General features: G+C 60.8%; 25 protein-coding genes and 3 pseudogenes. 20 read left to right on the top strand and 8 right to left on the bottom strand.

The genetic code is table 11. The features are described from left to right. Positions 1-3 precede the first annotated feature (3 nt). Positions 4-561, bottom strand: a complete 558-nt coding sequence (locus tag FHS84_RS00140; RefSeq protein ID WP_166929016.1) for a phosphatase PAP2 family protein — start codon at positions 559-561, stop codon at positions 4-6. A 390-nt stretch (positions 562-951) separates the two neighbouring features. Then, positions 952-1548, bottom strand: a pseudogene (locus FHS84_RS22000) (HipA domain-containing protein); the annotation flags it as partial. A gap of 307 nt (positions 1549-1855) precedes the next feature. On the opposite strand from FHS84_RS22000, the gene FHS84_RS00130 reads away from it, so the two are divergent. The 5 genes and pseudogenes from FHS84_RS00130 to FHS84_RS00110 form a co-directional block, all read left to right on the top strand. Beyond that, positions 1856-2401, top strand: a complete 546-nt coding sequence (locus tag FHS84_RS00130; RefSeq protein ID WP_166929014.1) for an RNA polymerase sigma factor — start codon at positions 1856-1858, stop codon at positions 2399-2401. Between the two features lie 209 nt (positions 2402-2610). Beyond that, positions 2611-3405 (top strand): FecR family protein, encoded by a 795-nt coding sequence (locus FHS84_RS00125; protein WP_166929012.1) that lies wholly within the window; start codon positions 2611-2613, stop codon positions 3403-3405. Positions 3406-3508: 103 nt separating this feature from the next. Next, entirely contained in the window at positions 3509-6229 is a 2721-nt protein-coding gene (locus FHS84_RS00120; protein ID WP_166929009.1) for a TonB-dependent receptor, read from the top strand. After that, positions 6229-7368: a YdcF family protein gene (locus tag FHS84_RS00115; RefSeq protein ID WP_243850576.1), complete on the top strand. Its 1140-nt coding sequence runs from the start codon at positions 6229-6231 to the stop codon at positions 7366-7368. Before FHS84_RS00120 ends, FHS84_RS00115 begins: the two co-directional genes overlap by 1 nt. A 13-nt stretch (positions 7369-7381) precedes the next feature. Further along, a pseudogene (locus FHS84_RS00110) lies at positions 7382-7765 on the top strand (zincin-like metallopeptidase domain-containing protein); the annotation flags it as partial. Here the strand turns inward: FHS84_RS00110 and FHS84_RS00105 are convergent. From FHS84_RS00105 to FHS84_RS00095, 3 genes are all read right to left on the bottom strand, one after another. Continuing rightward, the gene (locus tag FHS84_RS00105) at positions 7709-8209 is read right to left on the bottom strand and encodes a helix-turn-helix domain-containing protein (protein ID WP_166929007.1); all 501 of its coding nucleotides are present in this window, start codon (positions 8207-8209) and stop codon (positions 7709-7711) included. The pseudogene FHS84_RS00110 and the gene FHS84_RS00105 sit on opposite strands and share 57 nt — an antisense overlap. An 81-nt stretch (positions 8210-8290) precedes the next feature. Then, positions 8291-8608, bottom strand: coding sequence for a hypothetical protein (locus tag FHS84_RS00100; protein WP_166929005.1), 318 nt, complete (start codon positions 8606-8608; stop codon positions 8291-8293). Between the two features lie 164 nt (positions 8609-8772). Continuing rightward, positions 8773-9324, bottom strand: coding sequence for a carboxymuconolactone decarboxylase family protein (locus FHS84_RS00095; protein WP_166929003.1), 552 nt, complete (start codon positions 9322-9324; stop codon positions 8773-8775). 118 nt (positions 9325-9442) lie between these two features. On the opposite strand from FHS84_RS00095, the gene FHS84_RS00090 reads away from it, so the two are divergent. From FHS84_RS00090 to FHS84_RS00075, 4 genes are all read left to right on the top strand, one after another. Further along, the gene (locus tag FHS84_RS00090; protein WP_166929001.1) at positions 9443-10348 is read left to right on the top strand and encodes a LysR family transcriptional regulator; all 906 of its coding nucleotides are present in this window, start codon (positions 9443-9445) and stop codon (positions 10346-10348) included. 124 nt (positions 10349-10472) lie between these two features. Beyond that, positions 10473-11315: a cytochrome b/b6 domain-containing protein gene (locus FHS84_RS00085; RefSeq protein WP_166928999.1), complete on the top strand. Its 843-nt coding sequence runs from the start codon at positions 10473-10475 to the stop codon at positions 11313-11315. Next, positions 11312-12100, top strand: coding sequence for a molybdopterin-dependent oxidoreductase (locus FHS84_RS00080; RefSeq protein ID WP_166928997.1), 789 nt, complete (start codon positions 11312-11314; stop codon positions 12098-12100). The genes FHS84_RS00085 and FHS84_RS00080 overlap by 4 nt, the downstream gene beginning before the upstream one ends. A 30-nt stretch (positions 12101-12130) precedes the next feature. Beyond that, a complete protein-coding gene (locus FHS84_RS00075) occupies positions 12131-12607 on the top strand; it encodes a nuclear transport factor 2 family protein (RefSeq protein WP_166928995.1) in 477 nt (158 codons plus the stop codon). Here the strand turns inward: FHS84_RS00075 and FHS84_RS00070 are convergent. The 3 genes from FHS84_RS00070 to FHS84_RS00060 form a co-directional block, all read right to left on the bottom strand. Further along, the gene (locus tag FHS84_RS00070) at positions 12604-13266 is read right to left on the bottom strand and encodes a glutathione S-transferase family protein (RefSeq protein WP_166928993.1); all 663 of its coding nucleotides are present in this window, start codon (positions 13264-13266) and stop codon (positions 12604-12606) included. The two genes, FHS84_RS00075 and FHS84_RS00070, sit on opposite strands and share 4 nt — an antisense overlap. A 172-nt stretch (positions 13267-13438) precedes the next feature. Further along, positions 13439-14272 (bottom strand): spondin domain-containing protein, encoded by an 834-nt coding sequence (locus FHS84_RS00065; protein ID WP_166930085.1) that lies wholly within the window; start codon positions 14270-14272, stop codon positions 13439-13441. A gap of 166 nt (positions 14273-14438) precedes the next feature. After that, a complete protein-coding gene (locus FHS84_RS00060) occupies positions 14439-14747 on the bottom strand; it encodes a hypothetical protein (RefSeq protein WP_166928991.1) in 309 nt (102 codons plus the stop codon). A gap of 52 nt (positions 14748-14799) precedes the next feature. Here FHS84_RS00060 and FHS84_RS00055 point away from each other — a divergent pair, with 52 nt between their 5' ends. The 11 genes and pseudogenes from FHS84_RS00055 to FHS84_RS00005 all read left to right on the top strand — a co-directional run. Next, complete coding sequence (locus FHS84_RS00055; RefSeq protein ID WP_166928989.1) at positions 14800-15444, top strand: sigma-70 family RNA polymerase sigma factor; 645 nt, start codon at positions 14800-14802, stop codon at positions 15442-15444. A gap of 2 nt (positions 15445-15446) precedes the next feature. After that, a complete protein-coding gene (locus FHS84_RS00050) occupies positions 15447-16070 on the top strand; it encodes an NrsF family protein (protein ID WP_166928987.1) in 624 nt (207 codons plus the stop codon). Between the two features lie 389 nt (positions 16071-16459). Further along, entirely contained in the window at positions 16460-16786 is a 327-nt protein-coding gene (locus FHS84_RS00045) for a DUF736 domain-containing protein (protein ID WP_166928985.1), read from the top strand. Positions 16787-16955: 169 nt separating this feature from the next. Continuing rightward, positions 16956-17213 (top strand): helix-turn-helix domain-containing protein, encoded by a 258-nt coding sequence (locus FHS84_RS00040; RefSeq protein WP_166928983.1) that lies wholly within the window; start codon positions 16956-16958, stop codon positions 17211-17213. Then, entirely contained in the window at positions 17194-17754 is a 561-nt protein-coding gene (locus FHS84_RS00035) for a S26 family signal peptidase (protein WP_166928981.1), read from the top strand. Before FHS84_RS00040 ends, FHS84_RS00035 begins: the two co-directional genes overlap by 20 nt. Further along, entirely contained in the window at positions 17742-18506 is a 765-nt protein-coding gene (locus FHS84_RS00030) for a lytic transglycosylase domain-containing protein (RefSeq protein ID WP_166928979.1), read from the top strand. Before FHS84_RS00035 ends, FHS84_RS00030 begins: the two co-directional genes overlap by 13 nt. Before the next feature lie 243 nt (positions 18507-18749). Next, positions 18750-20708, top strand: coding sequence for a relaxase/mobilization nuclease RlxS (gene rlxS / locus FHS84_RS00025; RefSeq protein ID WP_166928977.1), 1959 nt, complete (start codon positions 18750-18752; stop codon positions 20706-20708). Positions 20709-21360: 652 nt separating this feature from the next. Then, entirely contained in the window at positions 21361-23400 is a 2040-nt protein-coding gene (locus FHS84_RS00020) for a conjugal transfer protein TraG (RefSeq protein ID WP_166928975.1), read from the top strand. Between the two features lie 8 nt (positions 23401-23408). Then, entirely contained in the window at positions 23409-23759 is a 351-nt protein-coding gene (locus FHS84_RS00015) for a CopG family transcriptional regulator (RefSeq protein WP_166928973.1), read from the top strand. 117 nt (positions 23760-23876) lie between these two features. Next, positions 23877-25479, top strand: a pseudogene (istA, locus tag FHS84_RS00010) (IS21 family transposase). Beyond that, positions 25376-25803 (top strand): ATP-binding protein (locus FHS84_RS00005; protein WP_166928969.1); only part of this gene is annotated, 428 nt, incomplete at its 3' end. The pseudogene istA and the gene FHS84_RS00005, both read left to right, overlap by 104 nt.

Genomic DNA, 25803 nt, shown 5'->3' with positions numbered 1-25803 from the left:
CGTTCACCAGCGGTAACCGACGGTCAAAAAGGCGCCGTCGGCTCCGCCATCCAGGCTTGAATAGTAGCCGGTTGGGCGGTGGTACTTCGTCGTCACCAAGCGATTATAAATGATTGCAATGCCGGTGCTGGTCGCGGTATCCCACCAGTGGTGCTTTTTCGCATCTACTCGCGAATAGCCGACGAAGGTGGAGGCGACAAAAGCGGGGACGCCATATTCCCATCCATAACGCCGCCACAAAAATCCTGCGGGCGCTGAGGCTAAAGCGCTCGTTTCCGATGGAAATGAATCCCAATTATCTCCATGCGGAGTACACGGCTTTGCAAATGGTCGGCATTCTTTGACAAGATGCTTGAGCCCGTAGACGGTTCCGACCGTCAAGGCGGTCGATACGACTAGCTGTGCGCTGCCCTGCCAATCGTGCTTGTAGGCCGTAATCCCACCGGCCACCAGCGGCATGGCAATGGCAACTGCGGTCCCGGCCGTTTCGATCTTGGAATTGGCGTCAGCAGGCGAAACAAAACATCCAGCCAAAGCGATAGCCATATATTTGCCGAACATTCCTGTGCCCCTTATTGCCTTTGGTCAGGGCACGCTAGGAAATGCGCACTATTTCAGCAACGCCGCGACTATAACGTTGGCAAAATACAATATCCGCGATCAGCTCCAGGACTTAAGAATAATCATAGGATAGCTGTCAGTTTTCTCTCCGATTCAACGTCGCAACCATTCTCTTTGCGTCGGCCGAAGACCTATGGGCGGGGGCCGGGGCGTTCCGAAACCATCGGGATGAGAATTTTCCCCGCGCATTTTACGCACTCCTCGCGGCCGCTTCGCTTCAAATTTCCCGCCGCTCCGGTCCTTCGCGATGCTGCGGCCCTCTCAGGTTCGGGTGCCCGTCCGCCGCCCATAAACGGTCTGCCATCGCAAGGGAGAATGGTCTCCCGCGCCTCAATGGAGACAGCAATGCCAGCTATCGGTTATGTCACGAAATCCGGGGACGGCAAGTCGTACATGTTCGTCGACGTGACGGTCGTAGCGCCTAATCAGCAGATAGGGTCTGTCCTTCACCTTGCGCGGGATGGCTTGCGCGACATCGAGCCCGATCGCGGCTGCGAGCTGCATGACAAAGGCCTCGTTTTCGGTCAAGGCGGGATAGCGCTGCAGCGGCGGCTTCAGGATGTGCGTCGTGGGCTCGCCCGGCGCAGGCAGCGCGATCTGGTCGTCGATCACGACGACGGGAAGCTTCGTCTGCGCACCGGCGAGCGACAACCGCAGGCCCGCGCGGCCGGCGAGGAATGGACGCTTGGGCAAGGTGTCCAGGAGATCGATCAGCGCGTTGGCACCCAATGGCTCGCGGTCGCCCGTTCCGTCATGGACGGGCGGTGTCTCGCCTTCCGGCCATAGCGTGAGGGCGCCTGTGATATCTCCACCGAGCGCTTTCAGAAGCGCAAAATCGTTGTGTTCGGATAGTCCCAGGCCCCGGGCCACCTCTTGACGCACGCTCTCTTCCGGCAGCAGGCCGGCGAAAAAGGGTCGAGTTTCACGTCAATCAAATGGGGCTTCGCGTACCGGCGCGCAGTGGGTTCGCGTGCTCCCCGGTACCCGAAGCCCCGGATCACTACAGCATAAACGGGTTGATCTCGGGAACGAAGCACCTGCGATATCATTGGTTCGTCGCAATGGTGGGCATCGGGGATGCCATCGCAACCGGGTGATCAGACGGAGGATGGTGCCTGGCCACTTGATGACCAATTTAGCTAGAACGTCAGCGCGTCGTGAAACCGCAACAAATTTATCGCTTTAGATGTAGCCCCGGCTCGCGTATTTCACGCGGCGTCTCAGGCTGAACCACATGTCTGCGCCAATCGATGCCAATCTTGATAGTCAGCGATGGGCGGAGCTGGATTTGCGCTTCCGGACGCCTCTGTTCGCGTACTTCTTGCGGCGGGTGCAGAACCGGTCGGAAGCGGAAGATCTGACACAAGAGGCATTTCTGCGCCTCGCACGGCACCCCGATAAGCCGCATGGCGGCGGCGCGCAGGCTTATGTCTTTACGATTGCGGCCAATCTTTTGGCCGACCGCGGGCGATCTTTACGCAGCCGCAAGGCCAAAGAGCACGACAGTCTGGGAGAAATTCTAGAAAGAGCCGATTTTGTACCACAGCTGGTTGAGGGTCGAGACCCGGAACGCGTTCTTGTTGCTAGGGAAACGCTGGAGAGGGTTCTGACGGGGTTGAACGATCTGAATGCGCGAACGCGAGAGGTCTTCATCCTGTCCAGGCTCGAGAACATGCAACATCATGATATCGCCGATCAGCTTGGCATTTCGGTCAGTGCCGTGGAAAAACACGTTATGAAGGCCATCGCCTATCTGGGTGCCAGGTTCCTCAAGCCATGACATCATTCGATTCACGTGCCGCCATCGAGCAGCAGGCGCTTGAGGAGGCTGCCGGTTGGCTTCTGCGCCTGGAACGGGAGCCTTCGTGCGAACTGTCGTCGGAATTCCGGGAATGGATCGCCGAACCGGCTAACCGGCGCGCGTTTTCTGCCGTCGAACGAGGGCGATCGGCTCTGGCGATACACAGTGCGGCCCCGGAGATCCTCGGCTTGCGGGCGCGGGCCATCCGCCAGATGCAAAAGCCGGGCAGGGTCCGGACACTGCCACGAAAGCTTCTCTTTCGCGCTGCGGCTGCGGTGGTCCTGGCCAGCGTGCTCGGTGGCAGCGCGCTCTATATGTATATGGTCTCGCCGGTGACCTACGAAACCGGCGTCGGCACGCGGCGCATCGTGGCACTGCCGGACGGTTCGCGTATATCGCTCGATTCCGATAGCGAAGTTCGGGTCCGCTATACCGACGCCGTTCGCAAAATCATTCTCGAGCACGGTCGCGCCCGATTTGATGTCGCCCATGATACCACGCGGCCGTTCACCGTAACTGCGGGATCAGAGATGGTCGTCGCGATCGGAACATCCTTCAATGTCGAGAAGATCGGATCCAAGGTGCTCGTCACCCTTATCCAGGGGCGGGTGGTGATCAAGAATTCGACCGGAGCAAAAGTGGAAACGGCGCGCCAGAATCCGGTGGCGCTCAAAGCGGGTGAAGAGTTCGAAGTCGCGCGCGATAACAATCCTGTCGTAAAACAGGCCGATATGAAAACGGCCACGGCATGGGAAGCCGGGCAGCTGATCTTCAAGAATGTGTCGCTTGAAGAGGCCGCGGCGCGCGAAAATCGCTATACAAAAAAAGCGATTGCGGTAGATCCTTCGGTTGCAACCCTGCGTATCAGCGGGGTCTTCAACGCCGGCGACGTCTCCGCTTTCGTGAATGCCGTGACGAATTATTTTCCGGTTCAGGCGACGACGACGGCCGACGATCAGATTCTGTTGCAATCCAAGCCGTAACGAAATCTTCGCAAAAATTCCCTGCGGTTTATCACTGGGGTCCGTTTTTATCCCTTGAAAGCAGCGCGCCCATCGCGGGCGGCTTTGTTTTGAGGGGAATAAAATGGTTGGGAATTGGCGCAGTGCATTATTGATTGCGACCGCGTTGACGGCTTGTGGAACGACCGGTGCCATGGGCGCCACCGAACCGGTCTATCAATTCGATATTCAGGCTCAGCCGCTGAGCCAAGCTTTGACCGAATTTTCGCAGGCCTCGGCGCAGCAGATCATCTATTCGGAAGATTTGACCAAAGGTCACACGGCGCCGGCCCTTCGCGGCAATTACACGGCCGGCAAGGCGCTCGGTGTGTTGCTCGCCGGCACCGATCTCAAAAGCGAGCCCAGCGCATCCGGCGTGTTGATGATTCAGAAGCGCGAAACGTCGGGTTCGGCGGAAACGCCCGAGACTGTCATCGTGACCGGAACGGCACGCGCCGAGCGCCGGTTCGACGTCGATTATGCCGTGAATTCCCTTTCTCAGGATCAGGTGGCGAAACTCGCGCCGATCAATTACGCCGACATGCTGGGCATGCTTCCCGGCATTCAGGTCGAAGCGACAGGCGGCGAGGTTCAGAACATCACCCGCGTCCGCGGCATTCCGGATGACCGCGGCTATCTCGTGTTCCAGCAGGATGGACTGCCGTTCTTTCAGGAAATCGACGGCTACTTCTTCAATTCCGGCGATGGCATGAACCGGTACGACTTGATGACGGAACGCGTCGAAGTGGTGCGCGGAGGTCCGTCGGCCATTTATGCGAGCGATGCGGCGGCCATTGCCAACAACATCACCGTGACCGGCAGCGACAAGTCCCGTGGCAAGGGGCAGGTGACGCTCGGCGATTCCGGCCTCTACCGTCTGGATGGGATGCAGTCCGGCGCGCTCACCGACAACACCCATTACGCCATCGGCGGCTTTATTCGCTACAATTCGGGTTACCGCGATAACGGTTTTCCCACCGACAAAGGTGGCCAGCTGCGTGCCAACATCACACGCGATCTCGGCAATGGCACGCTGAAGGTCAGCGCCACCTATCTCAATGACCACAACGTCTTCTATCTACCGATCCCGATCGCCGACCCGAACAACCCGTCGGTGTCGCTCGACAAGTACATCAACTACTTCAGCGGCACGATGAATTCGCCAGCGTTCCGCAACGTGACGATTTCGTATCAAGACGGAAATGGCGTCACCCGCAGCCTCAATCGCGATCTGTCCAACGGCCGTCACATCACATTCGGCAACCTTGCTGCTTCCTACGAGGGCAATTTCAACGATTGGCTGGTTTCGTTCAAGGCCGGTTATACGGTCGGTAAGCTGGATTTCGATGCGCTCTATTCAACCACCAATCCCTACGACGCCAATGCGTTCGAGGCCAATTTTCTTCCCCGCGCCCAGGCGGCGTTCGCCTCCCAAGGCAGCGTGGCGCGCCTTGGCTTTGCTCTGGCCGGCACGAACGGTTCGGTCCCCTATGATCCCTATACGGCATCCGGTCTGGTGATGCAGGCGCAGTACCGCGCCATTACCTCGAACTTTTATTCCGGTCAGTCCGACCTCAGCGTGGGACACAAATTCGAAACCGGGTTTGGCAGCCACGACATCAAGGTCGGCGTGTACGACGCTGTCTGGCATCTGGCCAATTTCAAAGCCTATCAAGTCTATCTTATCGAAGTGGCCGGTAAGCCGCGGACGCTCGACCTGGCGGCGTATTCCGCGAACGGCAGCGTTCTGGGATATGTGACGGATCACGGCGCTCTCAACGACGCCAGTACGCTCGCATCCGGAAAGACCGACGCGAGCATGATTGCGCTCTATGCCAACGACACCTGGGACGTTTTTTCGAACTTGCGCCTGGACGCCGGCATTCGTCAGGAGTGGTACAACTATAACGGTGTTGGTGCCGATGTCGCCTCGCAGAACCGCGGCAACGCTCTGACGCTGGCCGACGATTCATCGCGCTATTTCACCGGCGCAAGCTACGCGCACACCATGAAGCCGAAAGCCACCAACTGGACGGTGGGCCTCAACTACGACTTCAACGCAAATTTCGGCACCTATGGGCGTGCATCGCACACCGAGGTTCCGCCGTCGTCGGGAGAGGCCTACAGCGACGATCCCTCGACGACGATCACCAAGGCCAACCAATATGAGTTCGGCGTCAAGGCCGCGTTCGAGCGGTCGTATCTCTACGTGACCGGTTTCTATACCAAGTTCGACCCGCTTGATGCGTCGTTCACCGCGTATAACCCGCAAACCGGCCGCAACGATCAGACCGAGGATTTCATCGGCACCGCGACCGTCATGGGTGTCGAAATCGACGGCAATTACAGCCCCTTAAGTTGGCTGTCGTTTGCCGGATCCCTGACGATCAACGATCCGCAGTATCAGGATCTTTTCAACAATGCCGGCGCCGATCCGCACGCCGTCAACGGCAAGCAGATCGTGCGCGAACCGAAGATCTTCGGTAACATCCGCCCGACTGTGAATTTCGATTGGGGCAATAATCAGTTCGAGATATACGGGCGCTATGAGTATACCAGCAAACGCTATGTCGACTATTTCAACCAGACGGCCTTGCCGTCGTATGACACGATTGGCGCCGGTATCACCGCAACGCACGGCGACTGGAAGATCCAGCTTGTCGGCGACAACCTGGCGAACGCTCACGGCCTGACGGAGGGTAATCCTCGTACCGACGTGTTGAGCGGGCAGGGCAACAAGACGGCGGTTTATGGTCGTCCCATCTTCGGCCGCAGCTTCCGTCTGATTGTGGGGACCAGCTGGTGATGAAAAAGGCAATCATCTCATTTGTTTTCGCCGCTATGGTCGCGCAGCCGGGGCTTTGTGCTCCGGCTGTCGACGGAACGCTTCGTGTGCTGGAGACGCGGTTGTTTCCGGATTTGGCGCAACTTGATGGTTCCGGCATGCTCGGCTCCATGCATGCGATGCTGAAAGAGCGCCATCACCGATATGCAGCGTGCGGTGCCGATGCGGCCTGCAAAGTGTCGGCGTCGATCTGGAGCGATCAAGAGCGTGATGGACTTGCCGAGGCCGGTGCCGCTATGCTCCAGCGCAGCAAGCATATCGCGCAGAACGAGGCGCGCGCCGGTCTGCGGCGCGAGATCGATGGTCTCAACGCAATTCTGCGCGTCTATGGCCAAGGCGCGGTGCCGCGCTATCCCAAGATCGACGGGCCGGATGCCGCGAAGGACAAGGAGCGGTTTGCCCAAGAGGTCGCCGTTGCGGCAGCTTTGAGCGAAGCCGGTGGTACGGTGCCGGTCATCGACAAAAGCATCGATCTGGCGCTGTCGCTGCTCGACGTCGCCGGCCGGCTTGATGCCGTGGCGTTCGAGCCGCTCAACGAGACCCATAATCGCGCCGTCATCGAGCGCAGTCGTACGCTGGATTGGTCGCGTTACCGTTATACGGCGATCCTCCTCTTGGGTATTGGACCGGACGATCTGACGACGCCGTTGAGTGCCGGGGGAAAGCTCAATGTGCGCTTGGCTGCGAAGCGCTATTTCGATGGCATGGCGCCGTTCATCATCGTGACGGGCGCCATGGTGCATCCGCGCGGAGCGCATTTTGCGGAAGCCGTGGAAATGCGTCGGGCCCTGATCGAGCGCTACGGCGTGCCGGCCGAGGCGATTGTGCTGGAGCCTTATGCTCGCCACACGACGACTAATTTGCGCAACGCGAGCCGGCTGCTCGCGGCCATGCACGCCCCTGCCGACCGGGACGCGCTGATCGTCTCCAATCCCGATCAGATTGCCTATATCACCAGCGATGAATTCCATGAACGCAATCCGCGCGAACTGGGCTATCAACCCGGCGCCATTGGAAAATGCTCGTCTCCGACGGAACTGACTTTTCGTCCCGCTACGGAATCTGCGCGTATCGATCCCGCCGATCCGCTCGATCCATAGTAATGCTTTTGCTGGCAGCGAGGCCTTCTATCACCGCATCGACGACTATATCCAGGTGCCGCCGCAAACCGCGTTCTTCGATCCGATCAACTATTACCGCACCGTGTTTCACGAACTTGGCCATTGGACCGGCCATGGATCGCGACTAGCGCGCGATCTTGCCAATCGCCACGGCAGCGAAGGATATGCCCGCGAGGAATTGGTGGCGGAGATAGCAAGCGCGTTTCTCTGTGCCAGCCAATCCATCACACCAACCGCGCGTCACGCAGATTATATCGGCGCGTGGCTGACCGCGCTTCGCAACGATGCCCGCGCCATTTTCCAGGCCGCGAGCCTGGCGTCAAAAGCCGTTGACTACATCCTGGCGATTGCAGTCAAAGAAAACGCTGTCGCCTGATGGCTGACGGGCGAGGCTGTTCGCTCGGTCGACCGCTGATGGGAGGATCTCTGCAGCCGGTTGGTTGCGTAGCAATGCGGCGCGATAGCGGCTCGACGACACACCGGTTCGGCGGCGAAACATCGCCGAGAGCTGCGCGACGCTGTTGAAACCTGTTTGACGGGCGATATCCCTGAGCGACAAGTTGGGATCGCGCAAAAGTGCTATCGCCTGTTCGATCCGGCAGACGGTGACATAGGCGTAAGGCGATAGCCCGATACTCTTGCTGAAGGCCCGGCTGAAATGATAGCGGCTCAAGCGGGCGATGCCGGCGAGCGTTGCGAGATCGAGATCATCGGTAAGATGGGCGCGGACGAAATCGCAGACGCGGCGCAGTCTGGTCGGCGCGATGGCGAGGTTTGCGGTTTGCCTACGCGGGCTATGAAACTGGCCGCTTTCGCTCATGACCGAACATCCACCGGTGGGGCGAGATGGCCGGAAGCGGGATCGCTCCCGGCCTTTTCGTAGGTTCAGTGGTAGGTGGTGTCAGTGCGACGTCATCGCGTCCGTCGACATCCCGGCGGTGGCCGCCTTCTTCTTGGATTTCTTGTCCTTCTTGGCTGCGTGTTTGTCCGGAGCCATCGCGCTGGTTGCCATGTGATCGGAGCTCATGGCACCGCTCGTCATGCCGCCTGTCGCGGCCGGTTTGTGGTCGCCGTTCGACATGGAGTCCGTCGCCATATGGTCGTCCGACTTTGCGGCATGGGTCATCGCACCAGTCGCGGCCGGATCGGCCAAGGCCACAGCGGAGGAGGCGACGAACACGGCGAGCGAAAGGGCGGTGATTTGGAGGTAACGGATCATGGGAGTTCTCCTGAAAGCCGCTTGTTGGCGGCCGTTGGTTTCGTATCGATATGGAATGTCGCTGAGTGAAGGAGTAGCACCGCGGTATGCGGTGAAGGCACCCGCACGAAGATAAGTGAGCCGGCAACGTCATGCGGGGGGGCTTGCGCTGCCGGCTCAGGCCGTCAGGCCGCCTTGCGGACGGTGACGACCGGAAAATCGATCTCGGTCTCGGCAACGCTGTTGATGTAGTTGGTCCAGGTGTTGAGCGCGACGTGCTGGACGATCTCGATCACCTGGGCATCGTCGTAACCGGCCGCTTTGACCGCCGCGACATCGGCATCGGAAACATGCCCGCGGGCGCGCACGACCTTGACCGCGAAGGCGAGGGCGGCATCGGCCTTGGGATCATTCGAGGCGCCACTGCGGTTGGCGGTGATCTCGGCGTCGTCGAGCTTGGCCAGGTTCTTGGCGAGATAGGTATGTGCCGACAGGCAGTAGTCGCAGCCGTTGGCCTCGGCGACAGCCAGTGCGATGCGCTCGCGTGTCGGGGCCGGCAGCGTGCCTTTGCCGAGGGCGCCGGACAGACCGAGATAGCCTTCGAGTGCGGCCGGGCTATTGGCGACGAGGCGGAAGAGGTTCGGCACGAGGCCAAGTTGCTTCTTCACCGCTTCAAGGAAGGAGCGCGAGGCGACCGGTGCGGCATCAATCGTGGCGGGGATGGAGAGGCGAGACATGGAGGGCTTCCTTTTCATGGGGCGGGGCCGTTTGGCCGACGCTTGAAAGGTAGGGGCTTCCATTCTTTGAGAATATCCATGATCATCGGTAAGCTTCCTCTCGAATAATGGAAGGATCATGGACCGGCTTGAAGCGATGAAGGTGTTGGTCGCGGTGGTCGAAGCGGGGAGCTTGTCGGCAGCTTCGCGACGGCTCAATGCGCCGCTCGCTACCGTCAGCCGCAAAGTGTCCGATCTGGAAGCGCACTTGCAAACGCGGCTGCTCAATCGCTCGAGCCGCAAGCTGGCGCTGACCGATGCCGGTCAAATTTATTTCGCGGCCTGCAAACGCATTCTGGATCTGGTGAGCGATGCCGAGCGCGTTGCGGTGGGGGAATACAGTGCGCCGAAAGGCAGTCTTGCCCTGGCAGCGCCGATTGCGTTCGGCCGCCAGCATGTCTTGCCCGTCGCGGTCGATTTTCTGAAAGCCTATCCCGATATCGATCTGCAACTGGCCTTGTCGGACCGCAATGCGCACATCGTCGACGATCGCATCGATTTGGCGATCCGGGTCGGCGAGCTTGCCGACAGCAGCTTTGTCGCCAGCAAGGTCGGAGAAATCCGCCGTGTGGTGTGCGCCAGTCCTGATTACTTCGCCGCGCACGGTATGCCGCAATCCCCCCACGATCTCGCCAAGCATGACTGCGTAACCTTCGATGTTCTGATGTCGCCGGAAGTCTGGATGTTCCGGCGCAGCGACGACGAGGAAGCGGTCGAGGTTCATTCGCGGCTGATCGTCAATTCGGCCGAAGCCGCGGTCGATGCAGCGATTGCCGGTGTCGGCATCACTCGCGTGCTCTCCTATCAAGCGGTCGCTGCCTTGCGGGCCGGCAAGCTGGTCGCGGCGCTGCAGTCCTTTGAGCCGGTGCCGTCGCCGGTCAGCCTGGTTTATGTCGGGCAGGGACCATTGCTGCTCAAGATCCGCGCCTTCATCGACTTCGCGGCGCCGCGCCTGAAAGCCAGGCTTGCGGAACTGGCCGATTAGTTGCCGTTGGGGATTGTGGCGGCTTCGTTGTTACATTGCTTTTATTGCATGGCGGCGGACGCGCGACCCTGTTCGCCGGCATCGGCACTCTATATGCCATTGGCGAGCCCGACGCGGAGCCGTCATGAGCGTGGATGTCGAAACCGCGAATACCGATGTACCCACCAGGCCGGAGGTGTTTTATCGCCATCGGCTGGTCGTCCGGCTGACGCATTGGCTCAACGTGCTGGCGCTGTTCTTCCTTCTGGGCAGCGGGCTGAACATCTTCAATGCGCATCCGCAACTCTATTGGGGCGACAAGGGCGACGAGTACGATTCCCCGGTCCTGGCCATTCGCGCGATCGATACCGAAACCGGCCCCAAGGGTCTCATCGCCATTGGTTCCTGGCACATCAACACGACCGGCGTTCTCGGCTGGTCCAAGGTCGATGGCGTCGATACCGCGCGGGCGTGGCCGAGCTGGATTACCATTCCAAGCTTTCAAGATTTGGCCGATGCCCGCCACTGGCATTTCTTGTTTGCCTGGATCCTGGCGCTGAACAGCGCAACCTATCTCGCCTGGGGACTTTGGAAGCGCCATCTCCAAACCGATATCTGGCCGACACGCAGCGACCTCAAAACCTTCGGCCAGTCTGTGGTCGATCATCTGCGGCTGAAGCATCCCACCGGCGAGGCGGCGAAGCGCTACAACATCCTGCAGCGGCTCGCCTATCTCGGCGTCTTGACCTTGATCGCGCTAATGATCGTGACCGGCCTCACAATGTCGCCGGGGTTTGACGCCTTTGCGCCGTGGCTGCCCGATTTGCTTGGCGGGCGCCAATCCGCTCGCACCATACACTTCATCGCGGCATGGCTGATCGTTCTGTTTGTTTTTGTGCATCTGGTGGAAGTCATTCTCGCCGGGCCTATCAATGAAGTGCGGTCCATGTTGACAGGCTATTTTTCTGTGCCCAAGGACCACAAATGACCTCTTTCTTGTCGCGCCGCGCCGCGCTGATCGGCAGTCTCAGTGGTGCCGGACTTCTTTTGTCGGGCTGTGACCGGCTTACTCAAAGCCAAAACGTCCAACGGATTTTCCGCAGCGTGGAAGACTGGACGCGAATGAACCAGCGGCTGTTGCTCGCGGGCAATCGCATGGCTCGGGAATTCAAGCCTTCTGACATTTCCAAAGAGTTCAAGGCCAACGGCACACTGAACCCCGGCGGCGATGACTATATGCGCCATGTCGATGAGGGGTTCGTCAATTGGCGGCTCAAGATCGACGGCATGGTGGCCAATCCGATGGCGTTGTCGCTCGCCGAAATCCGCAAGCTGCCGTCGCGAACGCAGATCACGCGCCATGATTGCGTCGAGGGTTGGAGCGCGATCGGCCAGTGGACGGGCGTGCCGCTCGGGCTGGTGCTGAAGGCTGCTGGCGTCGCGGCGGGTGCCAAATACGTGGTGTTTTACTGCGCCGACAATCTCGAGGGCGAGCCTGCCAAGGGTGGCGAGCAGAGCCCCGGCCAATACTACGAAAGTATCGCGCTGGTAGATGCCTTCCATCCGCAAACCTTGATTGCCTATGCGATGAACGGTCAGACATTGCCGGTCGCGCACGGCGCACCCCTGCGCATCCGTATCGAACGCCAGCTCGGCTACAAAAGCGCCAAATACGTTCAGCGCATTCATATCACCGATCGTCTCTCTGGCATCGCGGGCGGGCGTGGCGGTTATTGGGAAGACCGCGGTTATGAATGGTACGCCGGAATTTGAACTCCCAACTGCCTAGATGGAGAAGTCCCATTGACTGAGGAAGTCCGTCCGCCACTGCCCCCATTCACGCTGGAGACGGCGACCGAAAAGGTTCGTCTTGCCGAGGATGCCTGGAATTCGCGTGATCCGGTGCGCGTCGCTCGCGCCTACACGCCCGATAGCGTGTGGCGTAACCGGACGGAATTTCTTCAAGGCCGCGAGGCCATCGAAGCGTTTTTGACCCGCAAATGGGAGCGGGAGCACGACTACCGGCTGATCAAAGAAGTCTGGGGTTGCCGCGAAAATCGCATCGCCGTGCGTTTTGCCTATGAATGGCACGACGACAGCGGTCAGTGGTATCGCAGTTACGGCAACGAGAATTGGGAATTCGACGAGCATGGCCTGATGCGGCGGCGTATTGCCAGCATCAACGATGCGCCGATCGCGCCCGGCGAGCGCAAGTTCTTTTGGGATGCGCCGGGGCCGAGGCCCTTGGATCATCCGGGGCTGTCGGCGTTCGGCTTCTAGCCGCTGTACTTGACCTTCAGTGCTTGGAAGGCGGCGAGGGCCTTGGCGCGATCGGCGTTGACCGCCGCCACATGCGGGCGCTGCTCCATATGCTGCATAAAGGCGCCGGTATTCGGCAGGTGCTGTTCCACCATGTTCTCGCCATAGATCGTCACCGTTGCCTTCGCGATCATCGAAAAATGCACGTAGGCAACGCAGTCTGCTGCCGAAAACGGTCCCAATATATAAGGTGAAAAAGACGCAAGGCTGGCGATGGCCTTCAGCCCGGCGGCCAGTTGTTTATGGACGTCATGTTTGGTCTCGTCCGAAACCGTGCCGCCAAAGAAGGCTTCCCGGTACAGCCGGCGGGCGACCCATTCCGCATTGAATTCGAGGTGCTGGATCAGTTCTCGGCATTTGGCGCGCGCGAACGTGTCGGCGGGATAGAGCGGCGTCTGCGGATAGGTGTCTTCCAGATATTCCAGGATCGCCTGGGATTCGGAAAGACAGCCATGCTCGGTTTCGATATAGGGAATTTTGCCGAGCGGCGATGCCGAGCGAAACGCGCTGCGCTGCCAGGGATAGACCAGCCTTTCCTCGAATGGGATCGTCTTTTCCAAGAGAACCAATTTGAGTTTGTTGTAGTAGTTGCTGACGGCAAAGCCGCACAACGCGATCATGAAAGCCCCCGCTTCGTCGGGGCCTATTTGAGGACCTTTGGCCTGCCGAGGAAAGAGCGAAGCCGACGATTGCAGCCCTCCACGCTACGGTAAGTAGTGATGGTGGCTGGTTGGCAGACCAAAAAAGCGGCCGAGCAGGTGCCCGGCCGCCTCGTAGTCGTTGCGATGTTGGTCAAGCCGCGTGGGCGTCTTGCCTCCCGTTTCGCCGACGGCGACGGCTGACAGCAAAGCCGCCCAGCATGGTAGCGGCCAGCATCAGCGTCCAACTCGCCGGCTCCGGCACCTCGCTGATGGTAATGCTGGCGAACGTAAAGCCGCCCCGCTTGGCGACGTCGGCATCGGCCGCATTGAAGGTGTGCCCGTTGGGCTCGATCTGGCCGTCAAAGGTGCCAAAGCCAGGGTGTAATCCGACCGCCAAGTTCTCCGTGTCGCCGAGCCCGGCATTCTGGCCGACGACAAAGGCTGAGCCAAACAACTGGTTCACCTCGGTGCCGGCATCCCAAATGTCGTTGCCGGTCAGGGTCAGGGTCTTATCACCCAGGAAATGCCCGGCGCTGTCGAACAAGGCGAGGGCATTGTCGAGCGAGGTAAAGGCGTCGTTGGATGGCACGACCATGGCCGCGAAGTTGAAGAAGCGGTTGGTACTCGGATTGACGTTGAGAATGATGGTGCCGGTTTCGCCCGGTTCGATTTGCGCCAGTCCGCTCGCGCCGGGGACAGGGATCAAGCCGGTGACGGCGCCCGGATCGGTCGATGCCAGTCGTGCCGCGAGACCGCTTGGATTGCCCATCTCGGCCAACGGCTCGAGACCCGGCGTCGCCGAGGAGCCGGCATTGAAGACGTCGAACGACCCGTTCCCCAGCGTGACCCATAGTGGTGAGAGGTTTACGCCCCCCACCGCCGAAAGATTGCGGATGGTGATTTTGATCTGACCGGCGTGTGCCGCCGGTGCGAGTGCCAAGGCAATCGTTGCAACGGCTGCAGCTAGTAATTTTCGATGTGCCATACGTTCCACCTCCTGTTGAATTCAGTGCGTCTTTGCTACGGCCGGTGCGTCGTGCAGTTCCACCCGGCCCTTGGAATATTTATTTCCGTCGGCTGTAACCGGCATCACGCATGCTGCGTATGTTCCGACGAATGCGGCCGCGGCAGCGGCACCACCGCGGCACAAGTCAATGAGAGGACATGTCGCTTTTCATTGCGGTGTCGGCGGGCTTGGTCGCCATATGATCGGACGACATGCTGCCCATCGCGCCCGTTGACATGCCGGCTGAGGTCGACATCGCGCCGGCCTTGGCCATTGGTTTGGTGGTCTTCTTTTTATGGGGCATCGCTGCAGCCTTCATCGGTGCCGATCCGCCGGTCATCGCCGATGATTGGGCTACGGGTGTCGCCATGCTGTCGTTGGCGCTGGCCGGCACGGCATACGCACAGGTCAGGAACGCCGCGGCGAACAGGGGAAAGAGTTTGGGCGTGAACATGACAATTCTCCAGTTTGGATGACTTCAGAGGACGATCGTGTGATCTCCTGCTGTGCATTACGAAGGGCTCTGTTACAAAGTTACGGCTGGAACTTATTTTTGGCCGCGATGTAACCGTTACGGACGACGCAACGTCATCATGTCAGGCAGCGACACCGACGAGAGAGGCAACGCGCGCTGGCGCGCCCTGGCCATAGCGGCTGCAGGCGGCGGCGCAGCGATGGGCCTTCTCCTCACTGAACTGGTGCCGCTCCTCCGCCGCTATTGCGCCTCGCAGTTGGCGCGGTACGGCCGTGGCGATTGGGCCGAGGATATGGTGCAGGAAATTATGCTGACGGTGCATCTGAAACTGCATACCTATGACGACGCCATGCCGTTCCTCGCTTGGCTCTATGCTGTTGCCAAGCACAAGATCATCGATGCGCTGCGCCGTGAGCGCATGCATCACGTGCCGCTTGAAGAAGCGGCAGACGTCGTCGATGGCGGTGGCGAGGCTCCGCTGGCACAGCGCGATCTGGCGCAATTGCTTGCGCAATTGAAGCCGCCCGCCGGAGAGATCATTCAGGCATTGAAAGTGGAAGGAGCATCGGTCAAGGCCTTGGCCGCGCAATACGGCATGAGCGAAAGCAATATCAAGATCGTTGTTCACCGCGGATTACGCCGCCTCGCCGAGATGATGGCAAAGGAGCGCGCCTGATCATGCGAACGGATGATTTGATCACGCTTCTCAGCCAGACGCCGCCGCGGCGGCCGCCGCTGCGGTTATCCCTCGCTGTCGTAGTCGCGATCGCGGTGACGATGGTCGTGAACACCTTGGTGCTGGGATTGCGGCCCGATATTGCGATGCCGCCGCTATCGATGGCCTACAAGAGTGTCGTGCTGCTGACGCTTGCCGTGATAGCGGGTGGAATACTGGCGCGCGTTGCCCGTCCCGTCGCGACGGCGGGCCAGGGCGTAATCGCTGCGGTCCTGTTCGCCTTACTGGTGGCAGGTTCGCTCGGTTGGGAATGGAGCCACGCCGCGCCGACCGCGATCCTGCATTCGTTCGTCTTGCCGAATTTTCCATTCTGCCTCGGTGCGGTGACGATCTATGGCGCGGCTGCCGCCGGTGCTTTGACGGGACTGATGCGGTTCTACGCCCCGGCCGACGAGCGCCGCGCCGCCGCTGCCATCGGATTTGCCGCCGCCGCGGCTGGGGCTGTCGGCTATTCCATCCACTGTCCGATCGACAGCCCGAGCTTCGTGGTTGTCGCCTATGGCCTGCCGATAGCCTGGGTGACACTGGCGAGCCGGATGCTGTTGGTGCGCCTCATCCGGTGGTGATTTCCATAAGGTGCTTGACGTACAGCGACGCAGCAGGTGTTGCTGTATGAGTTGTGTCATAGCGCGGGCGTGCTTGGCTGCCTTAACTTCCTTGCCATTGGAGCGCGCCGTCTCTTCGCAAATTGCTGGTCCAATGCCTGCTTGTGCCCATTCCCCTTTGCTCTGGTGCGAAGACCTATGGGCGGGCCCGGTCCTGCCGAAACCATCGCGGACGGGAAATTTCCCCGCGCGTTTCACGCGCTCCTCGCGGGCCGCTTCGCTTCAAATTTCCCGCCGCTCCGGTCCTTCGCGATGCTGCGGCCCTTTCGGGTTCGGGTGCCCGTCCGCCGCCCAACAACGGTCTGCCATCGCAAGGGAGAATGGTCTCCCGCAATTCAATGGAGCCAGCAATGCCAGCTATCGGTTACGTCACGAAATCCAAGGACGGCAAGTCGTACAAGGGCCAGATCAAGACGCTTTCGGTACGCGCCCCGATTGAAATCCTGCCGAATACCGCCAAGACCGCCGACGCCCAGCCCGACTTCCGCATCTTCAGCCAATCCGTCGAAATCGGCGCCGGCTGGATCAAAACCGCAGAAAGCTCCGGCAAGGATTACGTCAGTCTCAGTCTTGCCGATCCCGCCTTTGGTGGCCGCAAGCTCTTCGCCAATCTCGGTCAGGCCGCCGGTCAGGACGATGAAAACGTCTTCGCCGTCATCTGGAATCCGCCCGATTGACACCCGATTACCCAGCGCATCGCAAGGTGCGCTGGGTCTTATCCGTACACGGACGGGCGAAATCGCCAATTGCCGTTTTCGCCCGTCCCGCGCCGCCAGATTTACGCACATGATTCTTTAGCTGGGGGCGCGAAGACCTAGCCCGCGCTTCCCGACAATGGAGAGGCGTATGGACGATCTCAGCGCCCGCGCGGCCCAAGCGCGGACCGGCAGCCCTTATCTCAACACCGGCCAAGCAGCCCACTATTTGGGCCTTTCGCCACGCACCTTGGAGCGCATGCGCACGCTCGGATGTGGCCCGGCCTACTGCAAACACGGCAATAGTGTTCGTTATCTCATCGTCGATTTGGATATCTGGTCGGCCGAGCAGAGGCGTAACTCGACCAGCAACAATCCCGGTGGTGATAATGAGCGCCGTCGTGCGTGACGCTCTTTCATCACCCGCGATTTCACAGGGATCGAGGCGATGGTTGACGGTCGTAGCGCTGGCATCGGCAGGCATCTTCGCCGCCGCTATTTGCAGAAATTACGCCAGCCCCCGGCCGCTCTTGGTCTGGAATGCCAGCGCGTCGGCGCCCGTCGGACTTTATATTCGCGGGGATGAGAGCGCGGTATCTCTCGGTGATCTTGTGTTGGTCGAGCCACCACGCAACTTGGCCCGGTTTGCGGATAAACGGCACTATCTTCCCCTCGGAGTGTCGCTCATCAAGCGAGTGATGGCGCTCTCGGGAAGCACTATCTGCGGCGCGGGCGACACCGTCAGGATTGACGGCAGAGTGTTCCTGAAACGCCGACGCCTGGATGGGCAACTCCTGCCTCTGCCATCGTGGTCAGGCTGTCATCGTCTCGGCTCTGGTGAAGTCTTTTTGGCCATGGAGAACGTGCCGGGCTCTTTCGATGGGCGGTATTTCGGTCCACTTCCAGTTACGACAATCAAAGGACGATTGGTGCCGTTATGGACCCGCTGAGCCTCCTCACGGCCTGCTCGCTAGTTTTTCAGCCGGGACCGGAGGGGCTTCGTTGCGCCACTTCATCATTGCAGGCATCAGCCCCCAGTCAGCGCCAACTTACGGTGGGCAACGGCCAATCGGGCGTCTCGAAATGGCAAGGCGAGATTGCGCAGGCCTCGGAACAGTTTCGCATGCCTGAGGCCTGGATCGGCACCGTCATGGGAGCGGAAAGCGGCGGCCACACGACGCTGAATGGGCGGCCAATCACCTCGGCAGCAGGGGCCATGGGGCTCATGCAGCTTATGCCGCGCACCTATGATGATATGCGCCAGCGCTATGGCCTTGGCACCAATCCTTACGATCCGCATGACAATATCACCGCCGGAGCAGCCTATCTGCGGCAGATGTATGAGCGCTACGGATATCCGCATTTGTTCGAGGCATATAGTGCGGGACCGGGACGCTTTAACGCCTATCTCAAGACCGGTAAGCCCCTCCCATCCGAGACGCGCGCTTACGTCGAAAAGATTCTGCCCGGCGTCCGTTTGGACGGCAAAGTTCACCCGTTTGAACCCGATCCAGTGCTCCCGGTTTCGAAGATCAAGAAGGACGAAACGGGTGGGAAACACGCCCTGTTTTTCGTTCAATCTGGCGCGCGCAGCGCATCAGAAAATGTAGAAGTGACAGCGCCAACTCAGGTCAAAAACACGCGAGCAGAGGCGGTTTTGTTCGTGCCTTTGAGCCGCGATCTGCACAAGCCGGAAAACTGACAATCGTAGAGAAGCGTAGAGATGGCGGTTAGCGGCGGGAGAGAGATGGTCGGCAAGATAAAAGCGATGGCGGCAAAGGGCGCCTATCTCCTTGTCTGCACATCTCAATGTTTGGCGGCATGCGCTTAACGCCTGCCGCCATGACCCGCGAAAGGCGCGGAATTCCGCCAATTTGATGCCGCCAATGGCGAATCTGTGCTGCATACCGTCTTCTGATGGGTGCGCAATCATAGCGAGGCTGACATGGCGAAGGACGACGACTTCGAACCGCGGCTCGGTCGTATCAGGTCGAACGCTCCGAAGGACCGCTATCTGAGCGGCGTGCTCCGGGGTGTGGCGCGGACGACGGGAACGACGAAGCGCAAGGGCGTTCAGTTTGACGGCAGCCGGATCGGGCGGGGCAGCGGGACAGGGCGCATCCTCAAGTCCCGCGATCGGTTCGGTGCGTTTCGAGGCCGGCGCGTCGTGATCCAGGCGCGTGTCATCCGCCTTAAGGCCTCGGGGCTCAATGCGGCGCGGATGCACCTTCGCTATCTTCAGCGGGACGGCGTCACCCGAGAGGGGCTCGCTGGTGAGCTCTATGACGCCAAGAACGACCGTGCGGAGGGCCGAGAATTTTTGGAACGGGGCGAGGGCGATCGTCACCAGTTCCGGTTCATTGTCTCGGCCGAGGATGGTGCGTCCTATGACGACCTCAAGCCGGTGACCCGCCGGCTGATGGAGCAGATGGAGAAGGATCTCGGCACCCGGCTCGATTGGGTGGCGGTCGATCACTGGAATACCGGTCACCCCCATACCCATGTGGTCGTGCGCGGCAAGGATGACCGTGGTGAGGACCTCGTCATCGCCAGAGAATACATCGCCCATGGAATGCGCGAGCGGGCTGTCGAGATCGTCTCGCTCGATTTGGGGCTGCGCACAGACCGAGAGATCGAGAACCGCCTGCGCCAGGAGATCGACCAGGAACGCCTCACCAGCATCGACCGGGAGCTGTTACGGGACCGGGACGAGAACGGGCTCGTGAATGCCGCCGGCCGGGATTCCTTCCGCACCGCAGTGCGGATCGGCCGGCTGCAGAAGTTGGAACGGTTGGGGTTGGCCGAAGAGACCGCGCCGGGGACATGGCGTCTCGACGGCGGGATGGAACGTGCGCTCCGGGATTTGGGCGAGCGAGGCGACATCATCAAGACGATCCATCGCGAGATGAAGGCCAAAGGGCTGGAGCGCTCGTTCGAGAGCTATGCGGTGCAGGGCGACACCGCCAGCCCCGTGGTTGGCCGGGTGGTATCGCGCGGCTTGGCGGACGAGCTTAAGGACCGCTATTACCTCATTGTCGATGGCGTCGATGGCTGCGCTCACTATGTCGACATCGGCGAAGCCGACCGCGACGAGCCAGCGCGCGAGGGAACGGTGGTGGCGGTCCAGCCGCGGGAGACCGGCCCCCGGCGAGCCGATAGGGTGATTGCCGAAATCGCCGGACACCACGACGGAACCTACAGCGCCGACCTACACCGCGACCACGATCCGCGAGCCCGGGCTGGCTATATCGAGGCCCACGTCCGCCGCCTCGAAGATTTGCGCCGGGCCGGCGTTGTTGAACGCCACGCCGATGGAAATTGGTTCATTCCACCGGATTACCTCAAGCGGGTGGGGGAATTGGAGGCGCGACGGTCGCGCGCCGCACCGGTCATCATCGAGACCATAGCCCGAACCCCGCCCAACCATCAGGCGCGGGTTGTGGCCGCAACTTGGCTTGACCGCGAGCTGGTCGGCGATAGCCAACTGCCTGTTCGCGACACGGGTTTTGGGCGGGAGGTGACCGCAGCGCTTCAGCAACGCCGGCAATGGTTGATCGAGCAGGGACTGGCTCGGGAGGAGCAAGGACAGACGGTGTATCGGGCGCGGCTCCTCGCCGAACTCCGCCGGCGGGAGCTGACGCGGGCAGGAACGGCGCTGATGGGTGAGTTGGGTGCGCCGTATGCCGAGGCAAAGTCTGGCGAGCGGATCGACGGCATTTACCGTCGCCATATCGATCTTGAAAGCGGCCGGTTTGCGGTGATCGAGAAGAGCCGCGAGTTCACGCTGGTGCCGTGGCGCCCGGTGCTTCAGCGCGCCGTCAACAAGCCGGTCTCAGGGATCATGCGCGACGAGACCATCTCCTGGACGTTCGGGCGTCAGCGTGGCGGGCCGTCAATTTCGTGATAGGTGTTTCTGGTTCCATTGGTGGAGGCGGGGGACTGGCCATTGGCGCGGGCATATCGTCCAGCGGTGTGGCGAGTCTGGTAAACGCCATGTAGCCGATGCTGAGAGAGCCAACGATGGCGAAGGCATGCCGCCAGAGGCTTGATGTAGTACCTGCTAATTCTGAAAGTTGAAGTATTGTGCTGTAGCCAGCCCAAATCGCAGGTATGACATAGAGCCCGGCCACCACGGTTCTCGTCACCATCGAACGGCTAGTGGTGAAAACTACTTGCCCTATGCCGAAGGCAATAGAACCCGCAAGAATACCTGCACAAATCGCGCCGAGCGCTCCAGCTCCTGTCTTGAGAGCCCAAAAGCCGACACTGATCCCAACAAAAGCCGGCAAGGCGTAAATCGCAAACCGGACCAGCAGCAGGCAGAAGATGCCTATGCCCAACAGAGCCAAGATCATCGCCGATCACTCCTGATCGAGGCCTTCTTTGGCCTCGACCGTGCGCAGTCAGCTCCCTTCCAAAATCGAGTCTAGGCGACGATTGTCGACCGGCCAAGCCCCCACCGTAGTGCCAGTGGCGGTGTTTGGCGGCGTTTGTGTGCAGAAAGGCGATTTGGAATCCGGGAACGATGGCTGAAGCTCATCCGTGAGGAGACGCGGATGACGCCAACCAAATTCCTTCTCGGCCAGATCCTGATCGTGCTGACGATTGTTGTCAGTGGCCTCTGGTTTGCGACCCAATGGGCAGCCTGGAAACTCGGCTATCAGCCGCAACTTGGTGCACCGTGGTTCGGGTTCATTGGACATCCGGTCTATCACCCGTGGTCGCTGTTCGGCTGGTGGTATGCCTACGACGCCTATGCGCCGAGCATCTTCAACAAAGCCGGAATGATGGTTGCAGCCGGCGGGATCGTTGGCTGTATCGCGGCCGTGATCGGTTCTCTGTGGCGGGCTCGGCAGGCACGCCTATCGACGACCTACGGCTCGTCGCGCTGGGCCAATGCGCGGGACATCGAAGCGGCCGGTCTCTTCCGCCCGGCGGGCGTGTTCCTGGGCCGCTACCGCGAAGACTATCTCCGTCATGATGGCCCCGAGCATGTCATGGCATTCGCACCAACCCGATCCGGTAAGGGCGTCGGTTTGGTCGTGCCGACGCTGCTCTCCTGGACCGACAGTGTGGTGGTTCACGACATCAAGGGCGAGAACTGGCATTTGACCGCCGGTTGGCGCGCCAAGTTCTCGCACTGCATTTTGTTTAACCCGACCGAGGACAAAAGCGCCCGCTACAATCCGCTTTTGGAAGTACGCAAAGGCCAGAACGAAGTCCGCGATGTCCAGAACATCGCCGACATTCTGGTCGACCCGGAAGGCGCGCTGGAGCGGCGCAATCATTGGGACAAGACCAGCCATTCGCTTCTCGTTGGCGTGATCCTGCATGTCCTCTATGCCGAGAAAGAAAAGACGCTGGCGCGGGTGGCGAGCTTTCTCTCCGATCCGCTGCGCTCATTCGAGCACACGCTACGCGCCATGATGGCGACGAACCATCTCGGCACGCCCGAGCACCCGGTCGTTCATCCCGTCGTGGCCTCGGCCGCTCGCGAAGTCCTCAACAAATCCGAGAACGAACGCTCCGGTGTCTTGTCGACGGCGATGTCATTCCTTGGGCTTTACCGTGACCCCACCGTTGCGCGCACCACGGCAGCTTGCGATTGGCGGATTGCCGATCTGGTGGATGCGCAGCGCCCAGTCTCGCTCTACCTCGTGATCCCGCCGTCGGACATCTCGCGCACCAAACCGCTGGTCCGCCTCGTCCTCAATCAGATCGGCCGACGTTTGACGGAGCGGTTGGAAGGCGATCCGGCCAAGAGACGGAAGCACAAACTCCTCATGATGCTGGACGAGTTTCCGGCTTTGGGGCGGCTAGACTTCTTCGAGACCGCGCTTGCGTTCATGGCCGGCTACGGCATCCGCGCGTATCTCATCGCCCAATCCCTCAATCAGATTTCGAAGGCTTATGGCGAGAACAACGCCATCTTGGACAACTGCCATGTCCGCATCGCGTTCTCGTCCAATGATGAGCGGACGGCCAAGCGCATATCGGATGCGTTGGGCACCGCCACCGAACTTCGCGCCCAACGTAACTATGCTGGCCATCGTCTTTCGCCATGGCTTGGCCATGTGATGGTGAGCCGCCAGGAGACGGCGCGGCCACTTCTGACGCCCGGCGAAGTGATGCAGCTGCCGCACAGCGACGAGTTGGTCCTGGTCTCCGGTCAGCCACCGATCCGGGCGAAAAAGCTGCGCTACTACGTCGACCGCAACTTCACCAAACGCGTGCTCCCGGCCCCAACATTGGCGGACGGTACATATCGCGACCGGCCACCAGCGCGCCCAGACGATTGGACAGGCCAGGTCCGCCATACCGCCCCGGTATTGGAGGAGCGCGCGAGCGATCCCGGTCCACTGTTCGCGGAAGAGGGCGGTCTGCAGCAACAGCGCCATCCTGGCCTGCCCGAACAATCTCCCGCTCCAGAAGGTGACGGAGCCGGAGCCGCCGGACCCGATGAGCTTGAGCCCGCTGATGATCCGGCATCGGACAGCGCGGGCATTCGCGGGCTGGGAGTGATCGGTGTCGCGCATGCCATGAACGAAGGCGATGGCCATCGCCGGGCCAATGACGACCTACTTCCCGATTTTTGAGGACAACCATGAAACCGCGCCATCAATTCTATCTCGACCCGCCGATTCAAGAAGAACTCGACCGGCTGTGTCGCGAGCCGGGGACGACCCGTTCGGCGATCGTCAATGCCGCGCTCCGATCCTATTTCGCGGCGAAGGGCGCGAGCGAGTTGGAGCGGATGTTTCGGATGCGGTTGGAGCGGATGAACGAGTGCCTCGACCGGCTAGAGCGCAACCAGCACGTCACCATCGAGAGTCTGGCACTTTTCATCCGCTACGAACTCGGCATCACGCCGCCATTACCGGCCAATGAGCAGGCGATGGCCCAGTCCTTAGGCCGGGATCGCTTTCAGCATTTTTTGGAACAGGTCAGCCTGTGAAATCGCTTGCAATATTGACCCCCTGAGGGGTGATTTTCGCGTCCAAAACCGACCCCTCTGACCAATTGTGTCAGCGTCCTTCCGGCAGGCCATTGAGGCCGGGAAGGACTGGAGGGGATGATCGGCGTGGACATGATCGGGGCGATCCGGCGCGCGTATTTTGAGGAACATCGCCCGATCAAAGAGATCGTGCGCACGCTGTCGGTATCGCGCGGCACGGTTCGCAAGGTCATCCGCGGCCACGAGACAGAGTTCAAATACGAGCGCGAGATCCAGCCGACGCCGAAGCTTGGCGAGTGGGTCGAGGTTCTGACGGCGATCCTGGAGAAGGAAGCCAAGCTGCCGCGCCGGGAACGGCGTTCTACCCAGCGCCTGTTCGAAGAGCTACGCGGTCGCGGCTACGACGGCGCCCACGACAGCGTGCATCGCTTTGTGAAGGCTTGGCGCAACGAGCGCGCCCGAGTTCCCGCGCACGCCTATGTGCCGATGAGCTTTGCGCCCGGCGAGGCCTACCAGTTCGACTGGAGCCACGAGGTGATCACGCTGCAGGGCCTTCCGGTCACGGTGAAGGCGGCGCACATGAAGCTATCGCACAGCCGCATGCCGTTCGTGCGCGTCTACTTCCGGGAGACCCAGGAGTTGGTGTTCGACGCCCACGACAAGGCGTTCCGGTTTTATGGCGGGGTCTGCCGGCGCGGCATCTACGATAATATGAAGACGGCGGTGGAGGCGATCTTCATCGGCAAAGCGCGCCAGTATAATCGCCGCTTCCTGCAGATGTGCTCGCATCACCTGATCGAGCCGGTGGCCTGCACCCCGGCCTCGGGCTGGGAGAAGGGCCAGGTCGAGAACCAGGTCGGTAATCTGCGCGACCAGTTGTTCCGGCCCAAGCCACGGGTGAAGAGCCTGGCCGAGTTGAACGCTTGGCTGGAAGATCAATGCATCGCCTACGCCAAGCGCAACCAGCATCCGGAGTTCAAGGACCGCACGATCTGGGAGGTGTACCAGGAAGAGCGCGCCAGCCTGATGGAACTGCGCGGCCCCTTCGACGGCTTTGTCGAGAAGGCGGTACGCGCCACCACCACCTGCCTGATCATGGCCGATCACAATCGCTACAGCGTCGATGCGCGGGCTGCAGGCCGGATGGTGCTGGTACGCACCCACGCCGAACACATCGTCGTGCTGCTCGGCGACGAGATTGTCGCCGATCATCCGCGGAACTTCCGGCGCGACCAGATTGTCTATGATCCCTGGCATTATCTGCCGGTCCTGATGAAGAAGCCCGGCGCCTTGCGCAACGGCGCTCCCTTCAAAGATTGGGCGCTGCCGCCCGCGCTGAGCCAAGTCCGCGCCAAGCTGAAGAGCCACGCCGACGGCGACCGCCAGTTCGTCAAGGTGCTGGGCGCTGTGCCCGATTACGGGCTGGAGGCCGTCGAGGCCGCCTGCGACGAGGCCCTGTTGGCCGGGATCGCAAGCGGCGACGTGATCCTCACCGTGCTGGCACGCCGTCGCCAGCCCGCGCCGCCGCCCAGCATCACCACGCCCGATGCGTTGCGCTTGAAGATCGAACCCCTGGCCGATTGTGGCCGCTACGACAGCATAAGGAAGATCGCCTGATGGAACGTCACGAGATTCTGGAAGCCATGAGCGAACTGAAGCTTTACGGCATGCGCGCCAGCTTCGACGAGGTTGCCGGCAAGGGCCTTGCCCGGCGCGATGAGATTTATCCCCTGATCGCCAGCCTGATCCGGGCCGAGCGCACTCACCGTCAGGCCCGCTCCATCAGCTACCGCATCACCGGCGCCAAGTTCCCGGTGCTCAAGGACCTTGATGCGTTTGTCTTCGCCGACACCACGGTTGATGAAGGGCTGGTCCGCGAACTTGCCACCGGCACCTTCCTCGATGCCAAGCGCAACGCCATCTTCATCGGCGGTACTGGCACCGGCAAAACCCATCTGTGCATTGCCGTGGCTTCCGCTGTGATCCGCAGCCGCGCCAGGGGGCGCTTCTTCAATCTGGTCGATCTGGTCAACCAACTCGAACA

The organism is Rhizomicrobium electricum, assembly GCF_011762045.1.
In the GTDB taxonomy this organism is placed as follows: Bacteria; Pseudomonadota; Alphaproteobacteria; order Micropepsales; family Micropepsaceae; genus Rhizomicrobium; species Rhizomicrobium electricum.
Note: the sequence above shows the minus strand (reverse complement) of the source record. Positions and strands in the feature narration are given on the sequence as shown.